Source organism: Corallococcus sp. AB038B (genome assembly GCF_003668955.1).
Classification (GTDB): domain Bacteria; phylum Myxococcota; class Myxococcia; order Myxococcales; family Myxococcaceae; genus Corallococcus; species Corallococcus exiguus.
Genome location: NZ_RAWO01000003.1, coordinates 212,755 through 233,981, shown reverse-complemented (window position 1 = coordinate 233,981; position 21,227 = coordinate 212,755). Strand labels below are relative to the sequence as shown.

At 70.9% G+C, this 21,227-nt stretch carries 18 protein-coding genes; 11 read left to right on the top strand and 7 right to left on the bottom strand.

Translation table 11 applies throughout. The annotated features are described in order from the left end of the window. Nucleotide 1 precedes the first annotated feature (1 nt). Together D7Y04_RS17290 and D7Y04_RS17285 are read right to left on the bottom strand one after the other, a co-directional pair. Nucleotides 2-454, bottom strand: a complete 453-nt coding sequence (locus D7Y04_RS17290) for a GNAT family N-acetyltransferase (protein ID WP_120598088.1) — start codon at nt 452-454, stop codon at nt 2-4. A gap of 187 nt (nt 455-641) precedes the next feature. Beyond that, complete coding sequence (locus tag D7Y04_RS17285; RefSeq protein WP_121760019.1) at nt 642-1,145, bottom strand: DUF3592 domain-containing protein; 504 nt, start codon at nt 1,143-1,145, stop codon at nt 642-644. Nucleotides 1,146-1,313: 168 nt separating this feature from the next. Between D7Y04_RS17285 and D7Y04_RS17280 the strand changes: the two genes are divergently transcribed. Continuing rightward, entirely contained in the window at nt 1,314-2,147 is an 834-nt protein-coding gene (locus tag D7Y04_RS17280; RefSeq protein WP_120598081.1) for a 3'(2'),5'-bisphosphate nucleotidase CysQ, read from the top strand. On the opposite strand, the gene mug is transcribed toward D7Y04_RS17280, so the two are convergent. Next, nucleotides 2,148-2,702 carry a G/U mismatch-specific DNA glycosylase gene (gene mug, locus D7Y04_RS17275; RefSeq protein ID WP_301540886.1) on the bottom strand — a complete coding sequence of 185 codons (555 nt, stop codon included), beginning with the start codon at nt 2,700-2,702 and terminating at the stop codon, nt 2,148-2,150. A 141-nt stretch (nt 2,703-2,843) separates the two neighbouring features. Between mug and D7Y04_RS17270 the strand changes: the two genes are divergently transcribed. Together D7Y04_RS17270 and D7Y04_RS17265 are read left to right on the top strand one after the other, a co-directional pair. Then, on the top strand, nt 2,844-4,103 hold the full coding sequence (locus D7Y04_RS17270; protein WP_121760018.1) for a glycosyltransferase 87 family protein: 1,260 nt from the start codon (nt 2,844-2,846) through the stop codon (nt 4,101-4,103). 71 nt (nt 4,104-4,174) lie between these two features. Next, nucleotides 4,175-4,483 (top strand): hypothetical protein, encoded by a 309-nt coding sequence (locus D7Y04_RS17265; protein WP_121760017.1) that lies wholly within the window; start codon nt 4,175-4,177, stop codon nt 4,481-4,483. Nucleotides 4,484-4,501: 18 nt separating this feature from the next. On the opposite strand, the gene D7Y04_RS17260 is transcribed toward D7Y04_RS17265, so the two are convergent. Next, entirely contained in the window at nt 4,502-4,876 is a 375-nt protein-coding gene (locus tag D7Y04_RS17260; protein ID WP_120598079.1) for a DUF423 domain-containing protein, read from the bottom strand. A 105-nt stretch (nt 4,877-4,981) separates the two neighbouring features. Here D7Y04_RS17260 and D7Y04_RS17255 point away from each other — a divergent pair, with 105 nt between their 5' ends. Then, entirely contained in the window at nt 4,982-5,650 is a 669-nt protein-coding gene (locus D7Y04_RS17255) for an SET domain-containing protein (protein ID WP_120598086.1), read from the top strand. A 51-nt stretch (nt 5,651-5,701) separates the two neighbouring features. Then, the gene (locus D7Y04_RS17250) at nt 5,702-6,637 is read left to right on the top strand and encodes an acyl-CoA dehydrogenase family protein (RefSeq protein WP_121760016.1); all 936 of its coding nucleotides are present in this window, start codon (nt 5,702-5,704) and stop codon (nt 6,635-6,637) included. A gap of 79 nt (nt 6,638-6,716) precedes the next feature. On the opposite strand, the gene D7Y04_RS17245 is transcribed toward D7Y04_RS17250, so the two are convergent. Beyond that, nucleotides 6,717-7,424 carry a hypothetical protein gene (locus D7Y04_RS17245; protein WP_120578381.1) on the bottom strand — a complete coding sequence of 236 codons (708 nt, stop codon included), beginning with the start codon at nt 7,422-7,424 and terminating at the stop codon, nt 6,717-6,719. Nucleotides 7,425-7,544: 120 nt separating this feature from the next. On the opposite strand from D7Y04_RS17245, the gene D7Y04_RS17240 reads away from it, so the two are divergent. Together D7Y04_RS17240 and D7Y04_RS17235 are read left to right on the top strand one after the other, a co-directional pair. Continuing rightward, complete coding sequence (locus D7Y04_RS17240; RefSeq protein ID WP_233601467.1) at nt 7,545-8,378, top strand: hypothetical protein; 834 nt, start codon at nt 7,545-7,547, stop codon at nt 8,376-8,378. Nucleotides 8,379-8,390: 12 nt separating this feature from the next. Continuing rightward, complete coding sequence (locus tag D7Y04_RS17235; RefSeq protein ID WP_121760014.1) at nt 8,391-9,701, top strand: M18 family aminopeptidase; 1,311 nt, start codon at nt 8,391-8,393, stop codon at nt 9,699-9,701. Between the two features lie 101 nt (nt 9,702-9,802). Here D7Y04_RS17235 and D7Y04_RS17230 read toward each other — a convergent pair whose 3' ends face one another. Next, nucleotides 9,803-11,935, bottom strand: a complete 2,133-nt coding sequence (locus D7Y04_RS17230) for a M4 family metallopeptidase (RefSeq protein WP_120598075.1) — start codon at nt 11,933-11,935, stop codon at nt 9,803-9,805. 372 nt (nt 11,936-12,307) lie between these two features. Between D7Y04_RS17230 and D7Y04_RS17225 the strand changes: the two genes are divergently transcribed. Further along, nucleotides 12,308-12,892 carry a DUF2378 family protein gene (locus tag D7Y04_RS17225; protein ID WP_120598074.1) on the top strand — a complete coding sequence of 195 codons (585 nt, stop codon included), beginning with the start codon at nt 12,308-12,310 and terminating at the stop codon, nt 12,890-12,892. 22 nt (nt 12,893-12,914) lie between these two features. Here the strand turns inward: D7Y04_RS17225 and D7Y04_RS17220 are convergent, their stop codons facing one another. Further along, a complete protein-coding gene (locus D7Y04_RS17220; protein WP_120598073.1) occupies nt 12,915-13,928 on the bottom strand; it encodes a serine protease in 1,014 nt (337 codons plus the stop codon). A gap of 167 nt (nt 13,929-14,095) precedes the next feature. Here D7Y04_RS17220 and uvrA point away from each other — a divergent pair, with 167 nt between their 5' ends. The 3 genes from uvrA (at nt 14,096) to D7Y04_RS17205 (ending at nt 21,224) form a co-directional block, all read left to right on the top strand. After that, nucleotides 14,096-19,399: an excinuclease ABC subunit UvrA gene (gene uvrA / locus D7Y04_RS17215; RefSeq protein ID WP_121760013.1), complete on the top strand. Its 5,304-nt coding sequence runs from the start codon at nt 14,096-14,098 to the stop codon at nt 19,397-19,399. 34 nt (nt 19,400-19,433) lie between these two features. Further along, nucleotides 19,434-19,994, top strand: a complete 561-nt coding sequence (locus D7Y04_RS17210; protein ID WP_169826933.1) for a glutathione peroxidase — start codon at nt 19,434-19,436, stop codon at nt 19,992-19,994. A gap of 84 nt (nt 19,995-20,078) precedes the next feature. Further along, on the top strand, nt 20,079-21,224 hold the full coding sequence (locus D7Y04_RS17205) for a chemotaxis protein (RefSeq protein ID WP_121760012.1): 1,146 nt from the start codon (nt 20,079-20,081) through the stop codon (nt 21,222-21,224). Nucleotides 21,225-21,227: the final 3 nt, after the last annotated feature.

Below are 21,227 nucleotides of genomic sequence, written 5' to 3'. Positions count from 1 at the left end.
CCTATTTCGGACCCAGCATCATGAGTACCTCAGCAACTCCGTCCGCGTGCTGCTGGTTCTCCTGGGCCACCGTGCGGAAGCCACACTTCTCGAGGACGCGGATCGACCCGACGTTGTGGACAGCGACCCACGCATGGAGCGGACGAATCGGCTCAAGCACGAGGAACTCCGAGAGCGCCCGTGTCGCGATGCCCTTGCCCCAGTGCTCGCGACCCATCCAATAGGCGACGAGGCGCTTGCCGTCCTGTTCCCAACTGCCGAGGTACCCAGCGACCAGTCCGCCAACGACGATGGTGCGGGTCACGTTCTCGGGGCGGAGAACCTTCGTGCGCCAGTGGGTCAGGAAGGCATCGCGTTCCCGCGACGTGAATGCGGCCATGCGCAGCGCGACTGCGTCCCGTTGGTGCTCGAAGAAGGTCAGGAGGTCTTCATCTGTAACGTTGCGCAGGATCACCAAGAGAGCCGGTCTCCGCGAGCCGAGTGATGAGCCGACTCTAGCCCGCGTCCCACGCCGGGGGCGATGCCGCCGTGCCCCGCGCCACCGCTCCCGTCCTTCGCGACACCCACCCTCGTCTCCTGGCGCCCCGTCAACGCGCGCCTCGTCCTGCGGACATCGCCTTGACGGACCTACCTGAAGCAGGTTAGCGGGCCTTCGCGCGCATCTGGGGGACGGGGCGCTTGCCCTCGCGCAGGGTGGAGCGGGCCAGCTCCACCAGGCCCCAGCCGGCCACGAGGGCGAACACCGCGCCTCCCATCGTCAGCAGGTAGTTCACGAGGCCCGTGTCTCCGCACTGGAGGCACGCCACGGACGGGTCCTCCGGCTCGTAGTGCAGCGTCACCGGGGCGCCGGCCGCGTAGTGGCGCGACACCGCCTGCGCGTCCGCGAGCCCGCCCGCGCCGTGGCCGTCGAAAGCCACCGTGTCGGAGGTGTACGGGACGCCGTTCACCTCGTAGCGGTAGCTCACGTCCGGGCGGAAGCTCACCGCGCGCTTGCTGCGCAGCGTCTCCACGCGGGAGCTCACCACGGTGCCCTGCGCGGTGGGCCAGTCCTTGCTCACCTTCGAGCGGTACACCATCCGGCCGCCCGCGAACGCCAGCGCCACGCCGATGCCCAGCAGGGCCAGCCCCATCAGCCACTTCATCATCGTACGAGTCCTTGCTTGCCTCCCGCCGCGCTGCCCGGGGCGAGGAAGGCGAATCCGCCTCGGCAGTGCAGTCCCCGGGCCAGGGCCGCTACCTCTGAGGGAGGGAGCCGCGAGGCGGGGCAGATTTCCCCACGGGGGCAATTCGCCCCGGTAGACTCACGGGACTCCATGTCCGCACTCGCCCTAGAGCTTGAAGTGGCCCGGCGCATCGCCCGCCAGGCTGGTGACATCCTCCTGCAGGTCTACGCCACGGACTTCTCCGTCACGGACAAGGCCGGAGGCGCCGGGCCCGTCACGGTGGCGGACGAGCGCGCCAACGCCTTCATCGTGGGCGAGCTGCGCAAGGCCTTCCCGGCGGACGGCGTGGTGGCGGAGGAGAAGGAGGATGTCTCCGACGCCAAGCGCTTCAGCCGCTGCTGGTTCGTGGATCCGCTCGACGGCACGCAGGAGTTCGTGAACCGCAATGGCGAGTTCGCCATCCACATCGGACTCGCCGTGGAGGGCCGGGCGGCGCTGGGCGTCGTCTACCGCGCGGTGGGAGACGTCCTGTACTCCGGCGTCGTGGGCGAGCAGGGCTACGTGGAAGACCCGCAGGGCCGCCGCGCGCTGCGCGTGTCGGACGTGGCGGACCCGGCGCAGCTGCGGCTCGTGGTGTCGCGCTCGCACCGCTCGAAGACGACGGACGCGGTGGTGCAGCGGCTGGGCATCACGAAGGAGCGGGAGTCCGGTTCGGTGGGGCTCAAGTGCGGCCTGCTGGCGGAGGCCCACTGCGACCTCTACGTGCACGTGAGCGACAAGAGCTACCGCTGGGACAACTGCGCGCCGGAGGCCGTCATCCGCTCCGCGGGCGGCGTGCTCACGGACCTGGCGGGCGACGCGTACCTGTACGACGGCTCCGAGCTCCAGAACCGCCGGGGCCTGCTCGCGTGCAACGCCGCCGCCTTCGACAAGGTGCTGCCCGTGGCTGCACAGGTGGCCCGCGAGGCCGGCCTGCTGAAGTAGTCAGCGCGTCTGGACCGCGCGGCGCAGCTCGCCGTACAGCCGCGCGAGGTCCGGGAGCTGGTAGCTGGCGTTGAGCCCGCTGGGATTGGGCAGCACCCACAATCGGGTGTCGCCCAGCATCTCCTCCTGCGGTCCGAACCTCGCCTTCGGCCGCGAGAAGGCGGTGCGGTACGCGCCCAGCCCCAGCACCGCGAGGTACTTCGGACGGTAGCGCTTCACCTTGCGCGCCAGCGACTTCGCGCCTTCCGAGTAGTCCTCCGCGCCCAGCTGATCCGCGCTCGCCGTGGCCCGGTCCACCACGTTGGTGATGCCCAGGCCCAGCGCCAGCAGCTCCTCCTGTTCCGCCGGCTTCAAGAGGCGCGGGGTGAAGCCCGCCGCGTGCAGTGACGGCCAGAAGCGGTTGCCCGGCCGCGCGAAGTGCACGCCCACCACCGCCGAATAGAGGCTGGGGTTGATGCCGCAGAAGAGCACGCGGAGTTCCGTGGCCAGCAGGTCCGGCATGGTGCGGCCGGTGGCGGCGAACAGCTCGTCCTTCGTGGGGCGGTGGAGCTTCATGGAGTGGGCAATCCAGGCCGGAACCTAGCGGGTCGGGTGCCGCCTCGCACGTCCATGCGCCTGGATGTGGCCCGGGCGGGGAAGGGGACGGATGCCATTCCTGGCGACAACGCCCGGTCCTCGGGGGCAGAGTGACGCTTCGTGTCCGCATCGACATCGTCCGAGCCCTCGCGGCTGACGCACAGGCACTGGCTCGCGCTCGCGGTGGCCGTACTGCCGTTGGCGCTCTACGCGTTCTCCCCTCGCGAGGGCGACCTGCCGCTGTACTTCCGGACGGCCCGCGCGTTCCTGGATGGCGCGGTCCCCAACCGCGACTTCCGCTTCGAATACCCGCCCTACGCGCTCCTGTGGTTCGTGCCCGCGACGTGGGCAGGCGGCGACCTGCGAGGCTTCATCCTCGCGTTCGGCCTCCAGCTCACGCTCATCGACGCTTTCATCAAATGGCTGCTGCTGTCCGAAGGCGTGCGCCGGTGGGGCACGGCCTGGCGCGCGTGGGTGCCGTTCGCGGCGTACTCCGTCGTCAGCTGGCTCCAGAGCGTGCACTACCTCAAGCGCTACGACCTCATCCCCGCCGCGCTCGCGCTGGCCGCGTTGGTGGCCCTGAAGCGCCGGCGCGAAGGCTGGGCGGGCGCGCTGCTCGCGGTGGGCACCGTCACCAAGCTGTACCCGGCCGTGCTCGTGCCACTGGCCCTGGCCGTGTGCTGGCGCCGGGGCACGAAGCCGACGCGGGCCCTGCTCACCGGTCTCATCGCGGGCGTGCTGCCGCTGGTGCCCCTGAGCTTCGTGTGGCCGTGGTGGCGGTTCGCGGCCTTCCATGTCGAGCGGGGCTTCCAGGTGGAGGCCTTCAGCGCGGGCCTGCTCTGGGCCTCGCACCTGATGGGCTTCGCCCACGTCCAGTGGGTCCACGCCCCCGCCGCCTATGAGCTGCACGGCGCGGCCGCCGAAATGGTTCGCGCTGTCACCCGGCAGGTGTGGATCGCGGGCCTGCTGCTGGCCGTGGCGGTGTCCGTGCGCGCCGCGTGGCGCAGGCCTCCGGTGCACATCGAGGACCTGGCCCGGCTGACGCTGGTGCCGCTCGTGGCCTTCGTCATCCTCAACCCGGTGCTGAGCCCGCAGTACCTCATCTGGCTCACCGGGGCCGCCGCGCTCGCGCTGCTCTCCGGAACGGTGGCACCGTCCGCCGTGCTGCTGGTGGCCGCCGCCATCACGCGCGGGCTCTTCGCGGGCAGCACCTACAAGACGGGCTGGCAGCCGTCATTCACGCTGCTGCTCCTCGCTCGCAACGCGATGGTGCTCTACGCGGGGCTCGCCTGGGCCCGCGAGGCCTGGCGGTGGGGACACCCTGGCGTCGCGGCGCTTCCGGAGGCGAAGGACGCACCCGCGCCGACACCGCCTCCCTGAAGCCCGGTTGCCTGCTCTCCGTGGACCGGAGCACCGCTGCGAAGCCGGGCGCTCGTGGTTACAGGGAAGGCATGGCCCGTCCGGTGAACGTCAACGCCATGCTGCCCATCGAGGTGGAGTTCCAGCGCGAGCGCGCCTCCGGGTTGCGCCGCTCCGGCGACAAGCTGGAGGGCGCCCTCGCCCTGGTGGCCCAGGCGGAGAAGGAGCTGCGCGCCCTGCATGGCCTGTCGCGCATGGAGCGCTACGCGGCGTACCGCGCGCTCTGGAAGGAAGCGGAGCGGCTGCGCTGGAACCTCACCGTGCAGCGCGAGGCCTGTGGCCTGCGCAACCACAGCGACCTGGACGTCATCTACCCGCTGCCGCCCCTGCTGAGGGAGTGACGCGGGCGGTCCGCCCCTTCACGGCGAGGTGCGCCACGCGGCCACGGCGAAGAGTGCCCAGCCGGCGAGGAAGGCCAGTCCGCCCAGCGGCGTGATGGCGCCCAGCACTCGCACGCCGGACAGGGCGAGCGCGTACAGGCTGCCGGAGAACAGGACGATGCCCGCGAGCATCGCCCATCCCGCGGACTCCAGGAGCGCGGAGGGTCGCATCGTGCCCAGGAGCCCCACCGCCACCAGCGCGAGCGCGTGGTACATGTGGTAGCGCGCCCCGGTTTCGAAGATGACCTGCAGGTCCTGCGCGAGCCGGGCCTTCAGCGCATGCGCCCCGAAGGCGCCCGCCGCCACGGACAGGAAAGCGTTCACCGCGCCCACCACGATCCACCACCGCATCATCGAGTGCCTTTCTTCGCGCGCTTGACTGCGGCACGCTACACCGCGCCTCACGGCAGCGTCCTGGTTGAACACGCACCCGCCCCAGCCGCGCCCCTATCCGCGATGATGACTTCCCCTTCCTTCCAGCCGACCCCGTCGATTCCCTTCGAGCTGCGCCAGTCCCCCATCCAGGGCACGGGCGCCTTCGCCACCCGCCGCATCCGCAAGGGCGCGCGCATCATCGAGTACATCGGTGAGCGCATCACCCAGTCCGAGGCGGACGCCCGCTACGACGACGAGTCGATGGAGCGCCACCACACGTTCCTCTTCAACCTGGACGACGACACGGTGTTGGACGCGGGGACCCTCCACAACGAGTCGCGCTACATCAACCACTCGTGCGAGCCCAACTGCCAGTCGCTCATCGACAAGGGCCGCATCCACATCTACGCGCTGCGCGCCATCGAACCGGGGGAGGAGCTGTCGTACGACTACGCGTACGAGCGCTCCCCGGAGATGGAAGCCGACGCCGAGTCGCTCTACGTCTGCCGCTGTGGCACCCCCTCCTGCCGGGGCACCATCCTCGCCCCGGAGAAGAAGGCCCCCGCGCGGCGCAAGAAGGCCGCGTCGAAGTCCAAGTCGACCTCCAAGACCCAGGCCGCGTCGAAGTCCAAGTCGACCTCCAAGTCCAAGGCCGCCAAGAAGTCGAAGGCCGCGCCGCCGGCCGCCGCGAAGAAGAAGCGGGGCACCCAGCGCGCGAAGTCTCCGGGCCGCGGCCGCCGCGCCGCGAGCTGAAGCCTCAAACGGAAGCGCGCGCGCTCCGGAGCCGGGCATTAGAGTGGAAGCGTGAAAGACGTCCTGCGCTTCCTGCTCACCGAGGCCCCTGACTTCCCTTCGCTCGACTCCGTGGACGCCTGGTGGCGACGGCACCTCGCGGTGCTGCCGCGCTTCCAGGTGCCCGCGGACCTGGCGCTCGCCAGCGGTTTCCGGATGGACCGGATGGGGTTCGCGTTCTCCTCCGGCTACCAGGCCGCGCTGCGCTCGCTCCTCCCCCAGCTCCCGGCGGACCGCCGCGCCGCGCTCTGCGCCACGGAGACGGGCGGCGGGCACCCGAGCGCCATCGAAACGAAGCTCACGCCGAAGGGCGCGGGCTGGACGCTCGATGGTGTGAAGACCTACGTCACGCTGGGCACGCACGCGGAGGTGCTGCTGGTGGTCGCCTCCGAGGGCCGCGATGCCCAGGAGCGCAACCGCCTGCGCATGGTGCGGCTGGACGCGAGCACACCCGGAGTGACCGTGGAGCCGCTGCCGCCGCTGGGCTTCGTGCCGGAGGTGCCGCACGCGGCGCTGCGGTTGGACGGCGTGGAGGTGGCGCCGGAGGACGTGCTGCCCGGAGATGGCTACACCCGCTACCTCAAGCCGTTCCGCACGGTGGAGGACTGCCACGTCAACCTGGCGGTGCTGGGCTGGCTGGTGAAGGTGGCCCGCCGCTGCGGCTGGCCGGTGGCGCTGCGCGAGGAGCTGGTCGCCATCGCGGTGATGATCCACGCGATTGCCCTGGAGGACCCCAGCGATCCGGCCGTGCACGTGGCGCTGGGCGGCGCGCTCGCGCAGATGCACCGCGCGCTGGAGCGCTGCGAGGTGGCCTGGGAGGGCGTGGACGTGGAGATGCGCGAGCGGTGGCAGCGCGACCGGCGCCTGCTCGACCTGGCCTCCAAGGTTCGCGCGAAGCGGCTGGAGGTCGCGCGGCAGCGGCTGGCCGGCGGCGCTGGCGACGACTGACGTCTGAAATGCGAAGCCCGCGAGGGGAGGGGGCCTCAAGGCCTCCTCCGCCGCGCGGGCTTGGGGTGCTACGGGTGTTTCAGTACCGCCCGCCGCCCACCGCGGAGACGAGGGCGGACAGGACGCGGTTCTCCACGCCCCAGACGGCCTTGTTCACGCCCTTCACGCCCGCGCCGCGCATGTAGTCCGTGAAGTCGTGCAGCGCGGTGGAGCGCTGCATGCGCTCGCCGCTGGCGGCGTAGAGCAGCGGCGTGTTCGGCGCGCCCGTGAGGCCCAGGTCCGGACAGGCTTCGGACAGCGCCGCCCGGTCGATGCCCGTCACCGCGGACATCATGGCCACGGTGAAGTGGTGCACGGGCAGCTCGCGCGCGTTGGGCACGCGCTCCAGCACCTTCGCGCGCGTCTTCGGGTCGGTGGCCAGCTGGGGCAGCGTCACCCGGGACATCTCCAGGATCTGCTCGTTGGTGATGTGCTTGTTGTCCAGGATGGCCCGGTCAAACAGGCTCTGCGGCGTGTCACCCTTGATGGTGATGTTCACGTCGGACATGCGCTGACGCATGGTCTGGATGGCGCGACCCACCTCCGTGTTGGGACCGCCGCGCCAGGAACCCGGCGTCGCCTGCACCGGCGCCATCGTCGCGCGGGTCCGCGCCAGCTCCGCGCGGTTGAGCACGTCCGCGCGAGACGCCGCGGTGGCCTGGTTGGTCCGGGCAGGCTGCGCGGCCGGAGCCTGCGTGCGGGCCGGAGCGACGGAGGGAGCGGCGGGACGGTTGCGGATCTCGGTCATGGATGTGCCTTCTACCCTGGACTTCGGAGTACCGGATTATCGCAGGGAGAGCAGGGGAGTTGCCTTGCTTGGGCCTCCCCAGCACGTGCGTTCCGCCCCGGGACCGGTATGTTGCGCGCCATGTCCCCGCGCCTGCCCACCCAGTTCGCTGACTTCCTCACCCCGAAGGGCCGCCGCATTCTCGAAGGCCGAGACTCCGAGACGTGTGGCGCGCTCCTGGACCCCACGCGGCCCTTCATCGCGCTGCAGGGCGTCATCGACGTGAAGAAGGCGGCGGAGGCGCGGGACATCCTGGACGCCGCGCTGCGTGACACGCTCGTGACCATGGAGGACCCCATTCCGGAGGACTCCATCTCCGGCATGGTGGAGAACTACACGGAGGCGCTGCCCAAGACGGTTCGCGTGCGGACCGCGCTGCTGGAGAGCCGGCGCTCGCGCTCGTGGCGCGCGGCGGAGGCGGTGGGGCTGAGGGCGCTCCTGCGCTCGGACACGTTCGCGGCCTTCGCGGCGACGGTGAGCGGCCGGCCGCTCAAGCGGGGCTGGGGCATCCAGGTGCTCTGCTACGGCCCGGGCGACTACACGGGCCCGCACAATGATCACCACCCGGAGGAGGCGGACGCGCGCGACGGCTACGTGGACATGCACGTGAGCCTCACCCTGCCCGCCGTGGACCACCAGTACCTCGTGTACGCGAAGGACGGGCACTTCTCCGAGCTCACCAAGGTCAGCACCGTGGGCGGCATCACCGTGTACCGGCTGCCCTTCTGGCACTACACGACCCCGCTCGTCGCGAAGCCGGCCAAGGAGGACGCGGCGCGCCGCTGGGTGCTCCTGGGCACCTTCCTGGACGCCGCGCCCGGGACGCGCCCTTCCTCCACCGTCCTGCCGGCGGGCGCCCCTCCGCCTGTCCGGGCCGTGACAGTCGGACGTGGCACCGGGGCCGGACGGCGTTAGCGTGCCGGGCCCATGAGCCCGACTGACATCGACACGCAGGCCAACGACCTCCTCCAGTACATCGACGCGTCGCCCACGCCGTACCACGCCGTGCGAGAGACGGCGCGCCGCCTCACCGCCGCGGGCTTCCGCGAACTGGACGAGCGCGAGTCCTGGTCGCTGAAGCCCGGCGACAAGGTCTTCGTCATCCGCGGCGACACGAGCATCGCGGCCTTCCAGCTGGGCACGAAGCCCGTGGACACCACCGGCTTCCGGCTGGTGGGCTCGCACACGGACTCGCCCAACCTGCGCCTCAAGCCCAACGCGGCCGTCAACCGCCACGGCTACCAGCAGCTGGGCGTCGAAATCTACGGCGGGGTGCTGCTGCACACGTGGACGGACCGCGACCTGTCGCTCGCGGGCCGCGTGGTGGCGCTGCACAACGGCCGCCCCCAGCACCACCTGGTGGACTTCCGCCGGCCGCTCCTGCGCGTGCCCAACCTGGCCATCCACCTCAACCGCGGCGTCAACACGGAAGGGCTGAAGCTCAACCCCCAGGATCACATGGTGCCGGTGCTGGGCCTGGAGAGCGCGGGCCCCGCGGATCTGAAGACGCTGCTGGTGGAGGAGCTGGGCCGCTCGGGCGTGAAGGCCGCCGCGGACGACCTCTTGGGCTACGACCTGTGCCTCTACGACTTGCAGCCGTCCACCCGCTCCGGCCTGCACGGTGAGTTCCTCCACGCGCCCCGCCTGGACAACCTGGCCAGCTGTCACACCGGGCTCACCGCGCTCTTGAAGGACACCGGCCCTCGCGAGGCCACGGTGGGCGTGGTGCTCTATGACCACGAGGAGTGCGGCAGCCGCAGCGCGCAGGGCGCCGCGTCGCCGTTCCTGAAGGACCTGATGGAGCGCATCGTCCAGGCGCACTCGGATGGGCGCGCGGACGCGTTCCACCGCGCCATCCGCCGCTCGTTCATGGTGAGCGCGGACATGGCGCACGCGGTGCACCCCAACTACTCGTCCATGCACGAGCCCAAGCACCAGCCGCAGCTGGGCGGTGGCCCGGTCATCAAGTCCAACGTGAACCAGTCCTACGCGACGGACGGCGAGTCGTGGGCGCACTTCGCGGCGCTGTGCAAGGAGGCGGGTGTCACGCCGCAGCACTTCGTCACCCGCACGGACCTGGGCTGCGGCAGCACCATTGGTCCCATCTCCGCGGGGCAGCTGGGCATCCGCACGGTGGACGTGGGCAACCCCATGCTGTCCATGCACTCCATCCGCGAGCTGGCCGCCGCGTCCGACGTGGCCCGCATGGTGGCGGTGCTGTCTCGCTTCTTCGCCTGAGCCCGGGCGCCTGACGGCGCCATGAGCGGCAAAAGAAAGAGGCGGGCCCGGTGGTGACACCGGACCCGCCTCGGATGTTTCAGGAAGCTTTCAGCGGAAGACTAGTTCACGCCCACCGCGGTCCAGGCGTCCTTCACCTTCTGCACCTGGTTGGAGTCCGCGCCGTACAGGTCCGTGGCGGACTTGATGGTGGCCTCGCGGGCCTGCGCGAACGTCGTCTTCGGCGTCATGTACGTGGTGAGGGCGCGGCCGAAGATCTTCAGGCCGTCCTCCATGCCGATGCCGCCCTTCACTTCCAGGCCGGACGTCTTGTTCTTGCCGCCCTCGACCAGCAGGTAGAAGGCGTTGTTGGAGATGCCGCTGGAGCCGTGCACCTCCGTCTGCTTCGGGTAGTTCTTGTAGTTGTCGACCGAGTAGTTGTCCTTGGTCGGGTCGTTCATGTAGCGGAGGCCGTCCTCGGAGTCGCCGTTGTTCGGCGTCCACGCGGCTTCGCCCACGGTCCAGTTCCACTTGGCCTCGGGGTTGTTCTGCGCGGCGTACCACTCCACGCCCGTGCCCATGATGTCGGAGAAGGACTCGTTCAGGCCGCCGGACTCGCCGCTGTAGATGAGGCCCGCGGTGCGCTCGGTGAGGCCGTGCGCGATCTCGTGGCCCGCGATGTCCAGCGTGGTGAGCGGGCCGGACTGCTTCCCGTCGCCGTCGCCGTAGCTCATCTTCTCGCCGTCCCAGTACGCGTTCACGTAGTTGTTCTTCACGTGCACGTAGTTGACGAGCTTCTCACCGGCGCCGTCGATGGAGTCACGGCCCAGGACGTTCTTCATGAAGTCGTAGGTCATGGCCGCGCCGTAGTGCGCGTCGATGCCGGCCTTGGCGCGAGCCGGGTCGGTGGCCTCGCCCCACTTGTCGTTGTTGTCGGAGATCTTCGTCTGGCCGGACGCGGTGGACTTGTTCTGCGCGTCGTAGGTCACCACGCCCTTGCCGCGCGTCGAGTCCTCCAGCGAGTACGTGCCGTCCGCTTCCTTCTTGGTCTTCAGGTCCACGTGGCCGCTGTACATGGACAGGTCGTCCGCGGTGCCCGTGGGCGGGTTCTGCGGATCCGTCGGCGGAGGCGTGGTCTCCTTCGCGGTGATGTTCAGGCTCCAGTTGTTCAGGGTGCCCGTGTCACGCGCGGCCTTGTCCTCGACCGTGACCGTCCACTCGCCCTTGGCGCTCTCGCCCTTGAAGGCCTCGGACAGGTCGAACGAGCCCGCGATGTCGTCCTTGGAGCCGCCCTTGCGGTCCTGCAGCACGGCGGACTTGCCGGAGGGGCTGGTCACGGTGACCTTCAGGTCGCCGCTCCAGGTGTGCTTGATGTTCAGGTCCACGGACAGCTTGTCGACCGTGACGCCGTCCGGGATGTTGATCTTCGACTGGACCTGACCCTTGTCCGGGATGGCCACGTTCGGGCTGGCCGTGCCGTTGACCTGCATCTGCGCCGCGGCGGACTTCGACCAGCCGCCGATCTTGTTGAAGCTCTCCAGCACCTTCCCCGTGTTGGCGTCGATGATGTAGTTCTGCTTCTTGGGCTTCTCCTGCCCGGCGATCTGCGTCACTTCCACCTGGTAGGCGGAGTGGTACTTGCCTTCCGCGTCCTGGTAGATGACGCGCTCGGAAGAGGGCTGCTTGTCGGCCTTGCCGCCCAGCTCCTTCTTCGCGATGTCGATGGCCGCCTGCGGGGCCAGCTTCGGCTTCTGCGTCCCCAGGCCCGCGGGGATGGGGTTCTGCTCACCGGTGACGCTGGACACCTTGCCGTCCGTGCCCAGGTGGCTGATCAGCTGCTCGCCGAAGACCTTCACGCCTTCGTGAACGCGGTCCAGGCGGACGTGGGTCATGCCCAGCTCGTCGACTTCCACGCTCTTGGGGGCCAGCGTCGGGCCGGTCTTGTTCGCCGCCAGCAGCGACGACGCGGTCATCGGCGGGGTCAGGGCCTTCAGGGACGTCTGGATGGCCTGCTGCGCCTCCTTGCTGTCCAGCGCGAGGCGGCCGGTCTGCGCGGAGGTGGCCCCCGTGGAGGAAGCCTGGGTCGTCGCGGAGGCGGCGGCCGTGGGCTGCGCGCCAGCGGCGGCGCCCGTGCGGGAGACGGACTCGAAGCCGTCCTTCACGCGAAGGACGTTCTTGGCCTTCGCCGTCGTCGAGGTGTCGGTGGTGGGGCGGAGAGAAACGGGCGTCGAACCGTCGGTGCGGCGAATGGTCATGAATCACTCACGCTGCAAGGGGGATGAACAATTCTCGCACGATGAACACCGAGAGTTTCCGATGGGTTGAAGAAGTTAACGCGGCAGCCCAGGAATCAGGGGATAGCGCCAGTGGACTTCCTGTGAATTCAACGGTTGACACACAATTTTTGCTTTCAGTATGGGTCTGCTGTGACCCAAATTCCTGAAATCCCCGACGCGAGACGTCATGGATCAGCGCGGGCCGGGCGGTAAATTCCGGAAGAAATAGTTGGAAAAGTCCACAGTAGCGGCAACTAGGCGAGCAGGCCGGGCGCGTGGAGGCTGATACAGTGAGACACGGTTTCCCGGCCGGGATGGTGCGGGGGCTGGACCCTGGGGGGGTTAGAAGACATGGAGCCGTGGATTCATCCGGAGACGCGGGAGGCCCCTGGCCTGCCGCTGCTGATGGTGCGGGTGCCGCGCCGGAGCTTCGAAGGGCTGTTCGAGCACGCGCTGAGACCGTCGGGTCCGTTCGCGCAGGCGCTGCGGGACGTGGGCTATGACCCGGACACGGTGGAGGAGCGCCTTCCTTTAGAGGTGTGGCGCGCGTCGCTGGCGGTGGCGCGGCGGCATGCGTGCCCGGGCCTTCCGAGCGAGGACGCCAACCGCGTGCTGGGCACCCACTATGTGGAGGGATTCGCGCAGACGCTGGTGGGCCGCATCTTCGCGGCGGCGGCGCCGCTGCTGGGCGCGGAGCGGTGCCTGGCGCGGCTGCCCACGTACCTGCGCGCGGGCCGCGAGGACATGAAGCTGATGCTGGAACCGGTGCGCGCGCGGGAGTGGCGTGCGCACGTGGTGGACTCGGATCCGCTGCCGGACTTCGTGGCGGGCGTGATGGAGCAGGTGCTGCGCCGCACGCGGGTGCTGCCGCGCGTGGACGTGCTGGAGCGCTCCGAGCACGCCTATTCGCTGCGGATCCGCTGGGACGAAGCCTGAGCGGCCCGCGTGTCCTCCGCCGCTAGTTGAGGTACGTCTTCGGCGGGGGGCGTTTGTTGGCGGGGGTGAGTGGCGCCGGGCGCGCCTGGCGCCACCGGCCGATGACGTCCATCAACCCGTCGAACGTGTCGCGCAGGGCCCAGGCCCGGTCCTCCACATCCTTCAGGCCCTCGCAGCGCAGAAGGCCGTCGCGCAGCGCGCGCTGGACGCCGGGGCAGTCGTCGCGCTCGTCGATGAGCTGTTCGGCGGTGTGCGCGTAGAGCCGGAAGCAGCCCTCCACGTCGCCCCGGTTGTAGGCGGGTGCGCCCACGTTGATGGCCTGACCCAGCAGTGAGGCCACGGACTCCACGGCCGGCGTCGCGCAGCCCTCGAGCAGGCCCACGGGGTGCTGCGGCACCTGACGCACGCGGGTGGCGCGCTGCCGGGGCGCGTCCAACGCGGACAGCGGACGGGGTGGGCCGGGCGTCTTGAGGAGCGGCGCGATGTAGCGCACCGGGATGACCAGCCCCAGCGCGCGGCCGTTGGCGAGCGCCGCGGTGGCCAGCCCCACCACCTGCCCGCGCGCGTCCAGCACCGGCGAGCCCGACGCGTCCTCGGGCAGCGTGCGGGACAATTCCAGCAGGGTGAGCCATTCGCCCAGCACCTGCACCGCGCGGACCTCCAGGGTGCGCGCTTCCGGGGAGCGGTCCGCGTGGGCCTGGACGACGTTCAGGGCTTCGCCTTCCGAGGGCAGCGTGGCCGGGCCCAGCGAGAGGGCGGGCACCAGGTCCGGAACGGACAGGCACAGGACGGCCAGGTCGCGGCGCTCGTCCACGGCCGCCACCTGGACCACGGAGGAGCGCAGGCCGTCCGGCAGCACGGCGGTGATGGCGCGCGCGCTGGCCACCGCGTGGAGGCTGGTGACGACGTGGCCTTCGGAGGAGATGACGAAGCCCGTGGCGGTGTGGCCGCCCAGGTCCAGCAACACCAGGGAGGCACTCGTGCGCCGAAGGGCCTCTTCGGCCCGCGCACGGCGTGCCTGGACGTCGTCGGACATGGCCACCCCCGTTCAGCCGGCATTCCCACGGGATGCGTTCCATGTGACCGGCTGCATCACGTTGTATCAGCCTGCCCGCTCCCCACCCAACCCACCCGGGCGGGGCGATGTTGGCCTTCATGTTGTGATTGGCGCGCGAGTGTCCGGTCGTTAAACCTCCGGCCGGCATGCACAAGACCCACCTCGTCGGCGCCCGCACCCACAACCTCAAGGATTTGTCCGTCGATCTCTCCGAAGGAGAGTTCGTCTGCGTCACCGGCGTGTCCGGAGGCGGCAAATCGAGCCTCGCGCTGGACACGCTCTACGCGGAGGGGCAGCGCCGGTTCGTGGAGAGCTTCAGCCCATACGCCCGGCAGTTCCTGGAGCGGCTGGAGCGGCCGCCCATGGACGCGCTGGAGCCGGTGGCCGCGGGCGTCGCGGTGGACCGGCGCGCGCCGGTGAAGAGCTCGCGCTCCACGGTGGCCACGCTGGCGGACGTGGAGCCGTACCTGTCCGCGCTCTTCACCCGCGAGGCGATGCCGGTGTGTCCGGACTGTGGCTTGGAGGCGGTGCGCACCGATGCGCGCGTGGCCGCCCGGGCGGCGCTTCGTGAGCACCCGGACGCGCAGGGCGTCTTCACGTACCCGGTGCGCATCCCCGACACGTCCGCGTTCATCGACGCGCGGGCCCGCCTGCTGAAGGACGGCTACCACCGGCTGATGGTGCAGGGGGAAGTGAAGGAGCTGGAGACGCTCAAGCCGGGCGAGGCCACCGACCCTGCGGGCGTGGCGCAGGTGGTGGTGGACCGGGTGAAGCTGACGGACGCGAACCTGTCCCGAGTCACCCAGGCGCTGGAGGACGCGTGGGCGCGCGCGGATGGCGAGGCGCTGCTCTTCCTGCCTGAGACCGCGCCCAAGAAGCTGCGCCGGGGCCTGGTGTGTCCCAAGTGCGCGCGTGAGTTCGAGCTCGCCCGGCCGGGCCTCTTCAGCTACCAGAGCCCGGTGGGCGCGTGCGCGCCGTGCCGCGGCTTCGGGCGCACCATTGGCATCGACTGGGGGAAGGTGATCCCCAACCCGGCGCTGAGCCTGGCGGAGGGCGCCATCCGCCCGTGGTCCGGCCAGTCCACCAGCTGGGAGCGGGAGATGCTCCAGCGCTACTGCAAGCAGAAGGGCATCCCCTTCGACAAGCCGTGGGAGAAGCTCACCGCCGCCCAGCGCGAGGCGGTGCTCCAGGGTGAGGGCGACTACGACGGCGGCCGCGTCTACCCGGGCGTGCGTGCGTGGTTCCGGTGGATGGAGGGCCGCACGTACAAGATGCACGTGCGCGTGTTGCTGGCCCGGTATCGCGCGTACTCGCTCTGCGAGAGCTGTCACGGCGCGCGCCTCAACGAGCAGGCCCGCGCGTGGCGCGTGGGCGGACTGACCCTGCCGGCCTGGCACGGGCTGGAGCTGACGGACGCGCTGGCCCGGCTGGACGGGCTGAAGACGCTGACGGGGCAGGGCGACCTGGCTCGGCGGGAGCTGTCCGCGCGCCTGCGCTATCTCCAGCGCGTGGGCCTGGGCTACCTCACGCTGGACCGGCCCGCGCGCACGCTGTCGGGCGGCGAGGCGCAGCGCGTGTCGCTGACCGCGGCGCTGGGCACGTCGCTGACGGGCGCGCTCTTCGTGTTGGACGAGCCCACCGTGGGCCTGCACCCGGGGGACGTGCCGCCGCTCACGGAGGCCATCGCGGAGCTGGCGGACCGGGGCAACATCGCGCTGGTCATCGAGCATGATCCGCTGATCATCCGCTCCGCGCACCGGGTGTTGGAACTGGGCCCGGGCGCGGGACGCCAGGGCGGCAAGCTGTGCTTCGACGGCACCCCGGAGGCGCTGGCGAAGCGGCAGGACCTGCCCACGGGACGCATGCTGTCCGGGGGTACGGAGGCGCCGCGCACGCCGCGCACCCGCACGGGCGAACTCGTCATCCGCGAGGCGCGCGAGCACAACCTGAAGGACGTGTCCGTGCGCGTGCCGCTGGGCGTGCTGTGCGCCATCACCGGCCCCAGCGGCTCCGGTAAGAGCACGCTGATGGACGAGGTGCTCTACCGGCACCTGGCGCGCGGGCTGGGCGTGAAGGACGTGGAGGCCCCCGGCGACGTGGCGGCAGTAGAGGGGGGAGCGCAGGTGGAGGCCATCACCTTCGTGGACCAGTCCCCGCTGGGGCGCACGTCGCGCGGCAACGCGGCCACGTACACCAAGGCGTGGGACCGTCTGCGCGAGCGCTTCGCCTCGGAGCCCGACGCGGAGGTGCGGGGCCTGACGTCCGCGCACTTCTCCTTCAACGTGGACAAGGGCCGCTGCGAGGCCTGCTCCGGTGAAGGCTACGAGACGGTGGAGATGCAGTTCCTCGCGGACGTGGCCCTGCTGTGCGCGGTGTGCCGGGGCCGACGCTTCAAGGAGGAGGTGCTCGCCGTCCGGCACCAGGGCTTCAGCGTGGCGCAGGTGCTGGAGATGACGGTGGACGAGGTGCTCCAGCACTTCGGCGATGACTCCGCGCTCAAGCGCACCCTGGGGCCGGCGCAGCGGCTGGGCCTGGGCTACCTGCCCCTGGGCCAACCCCTGTCCACGCTGTCCGGCGGCGAGGCGCAGCGGCTGAAGCTGGCGCGCGCGCTGGCCAGCGACGCGAAGGGCACGCTGTTCCTCATCGACGAGCCGAGCGCGGGCCTCCACGCGGAGGACGTGAGCCATGTGATGGCGTCGCTGCACGCGCTGGTGGACCGGGGCGCGAGCGTGCTCGTGGTGGACCACGACGTGTCGGTGATGAAGGGCTCGGATTGGATCATCGACCTGGGGCCCAAGGGCGGCCGGGACGGTGGCCGACTGGTGGCCGAGGGCACGCCCTCGGATGTGGCGAAGGCGCAGGGCAGCGCCACTGCCGCCGCGCTCCGGGGCGAGGGCAAGCCGCTGGCGAAGGCAGTGAAGCTGCGCCGCCCGGGGAAGGAAGCTCCGCCCGCCATCGAGGTGGAGCACGCGCGCGAGCACAACCTCAAGGACGTGTCCTGCCGCATTCCCCTGGGGAAGATGACGGTGGTGACGGGGCCCAGCGGCTCCGGCAAGAGCTCGCTGGTGTTCGACGTCGTCTTCGCGGAAGGCCAGCGCCGCTTCCTGGAGACGCTGACGCCGTACGCCCGGCAGTTCCTGCCCACGCTTCCGCGTCCAGACGTGGAGCGCATCAGCAGCATCCCGCCCACCGTGGCGCTGGAGCAGCGCACGTCGCGCGCGGGGTCCACCAGCACCGTGGCCACCGTCACGGAGGTGGCCCACTACCTGCGGCTCATGTACGCGAAGATTGGCGAGCCGCACTGCCCGCATGACGACACGCCCATCGGCGCCACCACGCCGGCCGCGCTCTACGCGCAGGTGCTGGCGACCAAGGGCGACGGGCAGGTGCTGGCGCCCGCGGTGCGCTCGCGCAAGGGCACGTACCTGGATGTCTTCACCGCGGCGGCGCGCGCGGGCATCACCCAGGCCATCGTCGACGGGGAGCTGGCGTCCACGGACAACCCGCCGCGCCTGGCGAAGACGAAGGAGCACGACATCGACCTCGTGATGTACGAGGGCAAGCTCGCGAAGCTGCCGCGCGAGCTGTTCGAGTCCTCGCTCAACTGGGGCAAGGGCGCGGTGAAGCTGCGCACGGGCAAGGCGGAGACGCTCCTGTCCAGCGAGCGCACCTGCCCGAAGTGCGGCACCGCCGTGCCGGAGCTGGATCCGCGCTGGTTCTCCTTCAACACGAAGCAGGGCCGCTGCGAGTCGTGCGAGGGCACCGGCGTGCAGGGCGGCCCCTCCGCGATGGCCGAGGGCGAGACGGCCCCGTGCCGCACGTGCGATGGCACCCGCTTGTCCCCGGTGCCGCGCGCGGTGCGGCTGGAGGGTGCGCGCTACCACGAGGTGGTGCAGGCGTCGGTGACGGCCACGCTCGCTCGCGTACGCACCTGGAAGCTCAAGGGCGACCGGGCGCTGCTGGGCGAGACGGCGCGGCAGGAGATGCTGCGGCGCCTGGAGTTCCTGGAGCGCGTGGGCCTGGGCTACCTGTCCCTGGACCGCAACGCCGCCACGCTGTCCGGCGGCGAGATGCAGCGGCTGCGGTTGTCCGCGCAGCTGGGCGCGGGCCTCACCGGCGCGATGTACGTGCTGGACGAGCCCACCATCGGCCTGCACCCGCGCGACACGCACCGGCTGCTCGACAACCTGCGCGCGCTGGTGGAGACGGGCTCCACGGTGCTGGTGGTGGAGCATGACTCGGACACCATCCGCGCCGCGGACCACCTGCTGGACCTGGGGCCCACGGGCGGCCGGGGCGGTGGCCACATCCTGGCGGAGGGCACGCCGGATGTGGTGCTGGAGTCGGACTCGCCCACCGCGCAGGCGCTCCGGGCCGCGCAGGTGCGGCCTCCGTCCGGCCGGGGTGAGCCCAAGGCCTGGGTGGAGCTGAAGGGCGCCCGCGCGAACAACCTCCAGCGCGTGGACCTCAAGCTGCCAGTGGGACGGCTCAACGTCGTCTCCGGCGTGTCGGGCTCCGGCAAGAGCACGCTCATCCGGCAGGTGCTGTTCCCGGCGCTGCGCGACAAGCTGGGGCTCGTCACGGCGAAGGCCGGCGCGTTCGACGCGCTCAAGGGCACGGAGTCCATCAAGCGGGTGCTGTCGGTGGACCAGTCGCCCATCGGGCGCACGCCGCGCTCGGTGCCGGCCACGTTCCTGGGCATCTGGGACGAATTGCGCCGCGTGTTCGCGGCCACTCCGGAGGCGAAGATTCGCGGCTTCGGGCCCGCGCGCTTCTCCTTCAACACGGCGGCGGGTGGCCGCTGCAAGGTGTGCGAAGGGCAGGGCGCCATCTCCCACGAGATGTCCTTCCTGCCGGACGTCGTCACGCCGTGCGAGGCCTGCAACGGGGCGCGCTTCGACGCCGCCACGCTGGAGGTGCGCTACCACGGGCTCACCGTGGGCGACGTGCTGCGCCTGTCCGCGGACGAGGCCAAGGACGTCTTCCGCGCGCTGCCCAAGGTCGCCGCGCCGCTGGAGTGCCTGGCGGACCTGGGCGTGGGCTACCTGCAGCTGGGGCAGGGCTCCAACACGCTGTCCGGCGGTGAGGCGCAGCGGCTCAAGCTGGCCGCGGAGCTGACGGCCACCTCCCGCCACGAGCCCACGCTGTACGTGCTGGACGAGCCCACCACCGGCCTGCACCTGGGCGACGTGGAGAAGCTGATCACCTTCATGGGCCGGCTGGTGGACCGGGGCGACACGCTGGTCGTCATCGAGCACCACCCGTCGGTCATCGCCGCGGGGGACCACGTGGTGGAGCTGGGGCCGGAGGGTGGCGAGGGCGGAGGCCGCATCGTGGGCGAAGGTACGCCTCGCGAGGTGGCGAAGCTCAAGACGCCCACGGGGCGTGTGCTCAAGTCGGTTTTTTCCACTGAAGAACCCAAGGCGCGTGTCGCCTCACGGGGACGGTGAATCCATGCGCTCCTTCCGGCATCCTGCGCCCGCCATGAGAACTTCCCTGCTGTTCACCGTCGCGACGGTGCTCTCCCTCTCCACGGTGGCTTCCGCCGCGGACAAGACCGAGAAGAAAACCATGTCCTTCCACCAGCTCTCCGCCAACCGGCTCGACGGCAAGCCCGAGAAGCTGTCGGACTTCCAGGGCAAGGTCGCCCTCGTCGTGAACACGGCGTCCGAGTGCGGCTACACGCCGCAGTACAAGGGCCTCCAGGCGCTCTCCGACAGCTACAAGGACAAGGGCGTGGTCGTCCTGGGCTTCCCGTCCAACGACTTCGGCGGCCAGGAGCCGGGCACCTCCGAGCAGATCGCGAAGTTCTGCGAGCTGCGCTTCAAGGTCTCCTTCCCCATGTTCGAGAAGGTGAAGACCAAGGGCGAGGGCCAGTCCCCCGTCTACGCGTTCCTCGCCAAGGACCATGGCGAGCCCAAGTGGAACTTCCACAAGTACGTGGTGGGCAAGGACGGCCAGGTGAAGGCCGCCTTCCCCAGCAGCGTCACGCCGGACAGCCCGGAGCTGAAGGCCGCCATCGACAAGGCGCTCGCGGAGAAGTGACGGGCGTCGGACGTCCGACGTTGGCTCCGCCCCGGGGGACTGCTCGGCGGCGGGGCAGGGCGTGCGCAGCTTGGGTGCCGGACCATGGCTCCGGCTCTCTTCCCCGTACGCGTCGTGACCGTGGTGCTGTTCGCGGCGCTGTGTGGTGGATGCGCATCGCTGGCGCCGCAGCGCTCGGCGCTGACCACGCGCGTGGGGCGGTCCGACCTGTCCGTGGCGGTGATGCGCACGCGGGTGCGGGACCTGGCCCGGCGCTTCTCCGGACTCATCGAGGCCCTGGCGGACGACCTGGCCGCGCGCTCCGGTTCGCCGCACGTGGCTTCGGCCATGCTGCGCTTCAAGGCCAACGCGGTGCCCGCCGTGCAGAGCGCGCTCTTCCAGCCGGATCCGGTGGCTGCCCTCATCGACACCTGGACACTGCTGGCCCAGATCGAGGACTCGCTGCCGCAGACCGCCGTGGACGCATCGCCGGAGCTGCTGGCGCATGCCCATGACGCGCTGGTGGCGCTGGAGTCCGAAGTGGAGGCCGAGTGGCGCGAGGTCACCGGTCGCGAGGACGTGACCCAGACCCGCGACAAGGTGCACGCCTGGGCCGCGGCGCACCCGCTGACCGGGCCGCTCGTCACGCGCGAATCCACCACGGCCCTGCTGGCCTCCCTCACGGAAGTGACGGGCGGAGGCCTGCGGTCCACGGCCGCCGGCCTCGTCGAGGACACGCGCGACCTCACCGCGCGCGTGGACCTCTACGCGACCAGCCTGCCCCGGCAGGCGCGCTGGCAGGCGGAGCTGGTCGCGACGGATGCCCTGCATGCGCCCACCGTCCAGGCCGCGCTGGCGGAGCTGGGGCGCACGGTGGACCTGCTGGACCGCGTGGGCGCGTTGGCCGCGAACTCGCCCGCGCTCATCGAACGCGAGCGCCGCGCGGTGCTGGACGCGGTGCACGCCGAACGCCTGGGCCTCCAGGAGTTCATCACCGGCGAGCGGCGGGCGGTGCTCGCGGACGTGGACCGGGAGCGGCAGGCGGTGGAGGCCGCCCTGCACGCCGAACGCGTGGCCACGTTCCAGCAGTTGGACGGGCTGGCGCGCGGCTGGGTGGACCACGCGTTCGACCGGCTGGGCCCGCTGGTGGACCGCGTGTTCCTCTGGCTCACGCTGCTGGCGGTGCTGCTGGGCGTGGGTGGCCTCCTGGGAGGACTGCTGCTCACGCGGGCGTGGCGGCGCACTCGCTGAAGG

Excerpts from the sequence above, each read along its gene's own strand:
- D7Y04_RS17285 (WP_121760019.1), bottom strand. The coding sequence starts at position 1,145 with ATGATGAAGTGGCTGATGGGGCTGGCCCTGCTGGGCATCGGCGTGGCG.
- D7Y04_RS17280 (WP_120598081.1), top strand. The coding sequence starts at position 1,314 with ATGTCCGCACTCGCCCTAGAGCTTGAAGTGGCCCGGCGCATCGCCCGC.
- mug (WP_301540886.1), bottom strand. The coding sequence starts at position 2,702 with ATGAAGCTCCACCGCCCCACGAAGGACGAGCTGTTCGCCGCCACCGGC.
- D7Y04_RS17265 (WP_121760017.1), top strand. The coding sequence starts at position 4,175 with ATGGCCCGTCCGGTGAACGTCAACGCCATGCTGCCCATCGAGGTGGAG.
- D7Y04_RS17260 (WP_120598079.1), bottom strand. The coding sequence starts at position 4,876 with ATGATGCGGTGGTGGATCGTGGTGGGCGCGGTGAACGCTTTCCTGTCC.
- D7Y04_RS17255 (WP_120598086.1), top strand. The coding sequence starts at position 4,982 with ATGACTTCCCCTTCCTTCCAGCCGACCCCGTCGATTCCCTTCGAGCTG.
- D7Y04_RS17245 (WP_120578381.1), bottom strand. The coding sequence starts at position 7,424 with ATGACCGAGATCCGCAACCGTCCCGCCGCTCCCTCCGTCGCTCCGGCC.
- D7Y04_RS17240 (WP_233601467.1), top strand. The coding sequence starts at position 7,545 with ATGTCCCCGCGCCTGCCCACCCAGTTCGCTGACTTCCTCACCCCGAAG.
- D7Y04_RS17235 (WP_121760014.1), top strand. The coding sequence starts at position 8,391 with ATGAGCCCGACTGACATCGACACGCAGGCCAACGACCTCCTCCAGTAC.
- D7Y04_RS17230 (WP_120598075.1), bottom strand. The coding sequence starts at position 11,935 with ATGACCATTCGCCGCACCGACGGTTCGACGCCCGTTTCTCTCCGCCCC.
- D7Y04_RS17225 (WP_120598074.1), top strand. The coding sequence starts at position 12,308 with ATGGAGCCGTGGATTCATCCGGAGACGCGGGAGGCCCCTGGCCTGCCG.
- D7Y04_RS17220 (WP_120598073.1), bottom strand. The coding sequence starts at position 13,928 with ATGTCCGACGACGTCCAGGCACGCCGTGCGCGGGCCGAAGAGGCCCTT.
- uvrA (WP_121760013.1), top strand. The coding sequence starts at position 14,096 with ATGCACAAGACCCACCTCGTCGGCGCCCGCACCCACAACCTCAAGGAT.
- D7Y04_RS17210 (WP_169826933.1), top strand. The coding sequence starts at position 19,434 with ATGAGAACTTCCCTGCTGTTCACCGTCGCGACGGTGCTCTCCCTCTCC.
- D7Y04_RS17205 (WP_121760012.1), top strand. The coding sequence starts at position 20,079 with ATGGCTCCGGCTCTCTTCCCCGTACGCGTCGTGACCGTGGTGCTGTTC.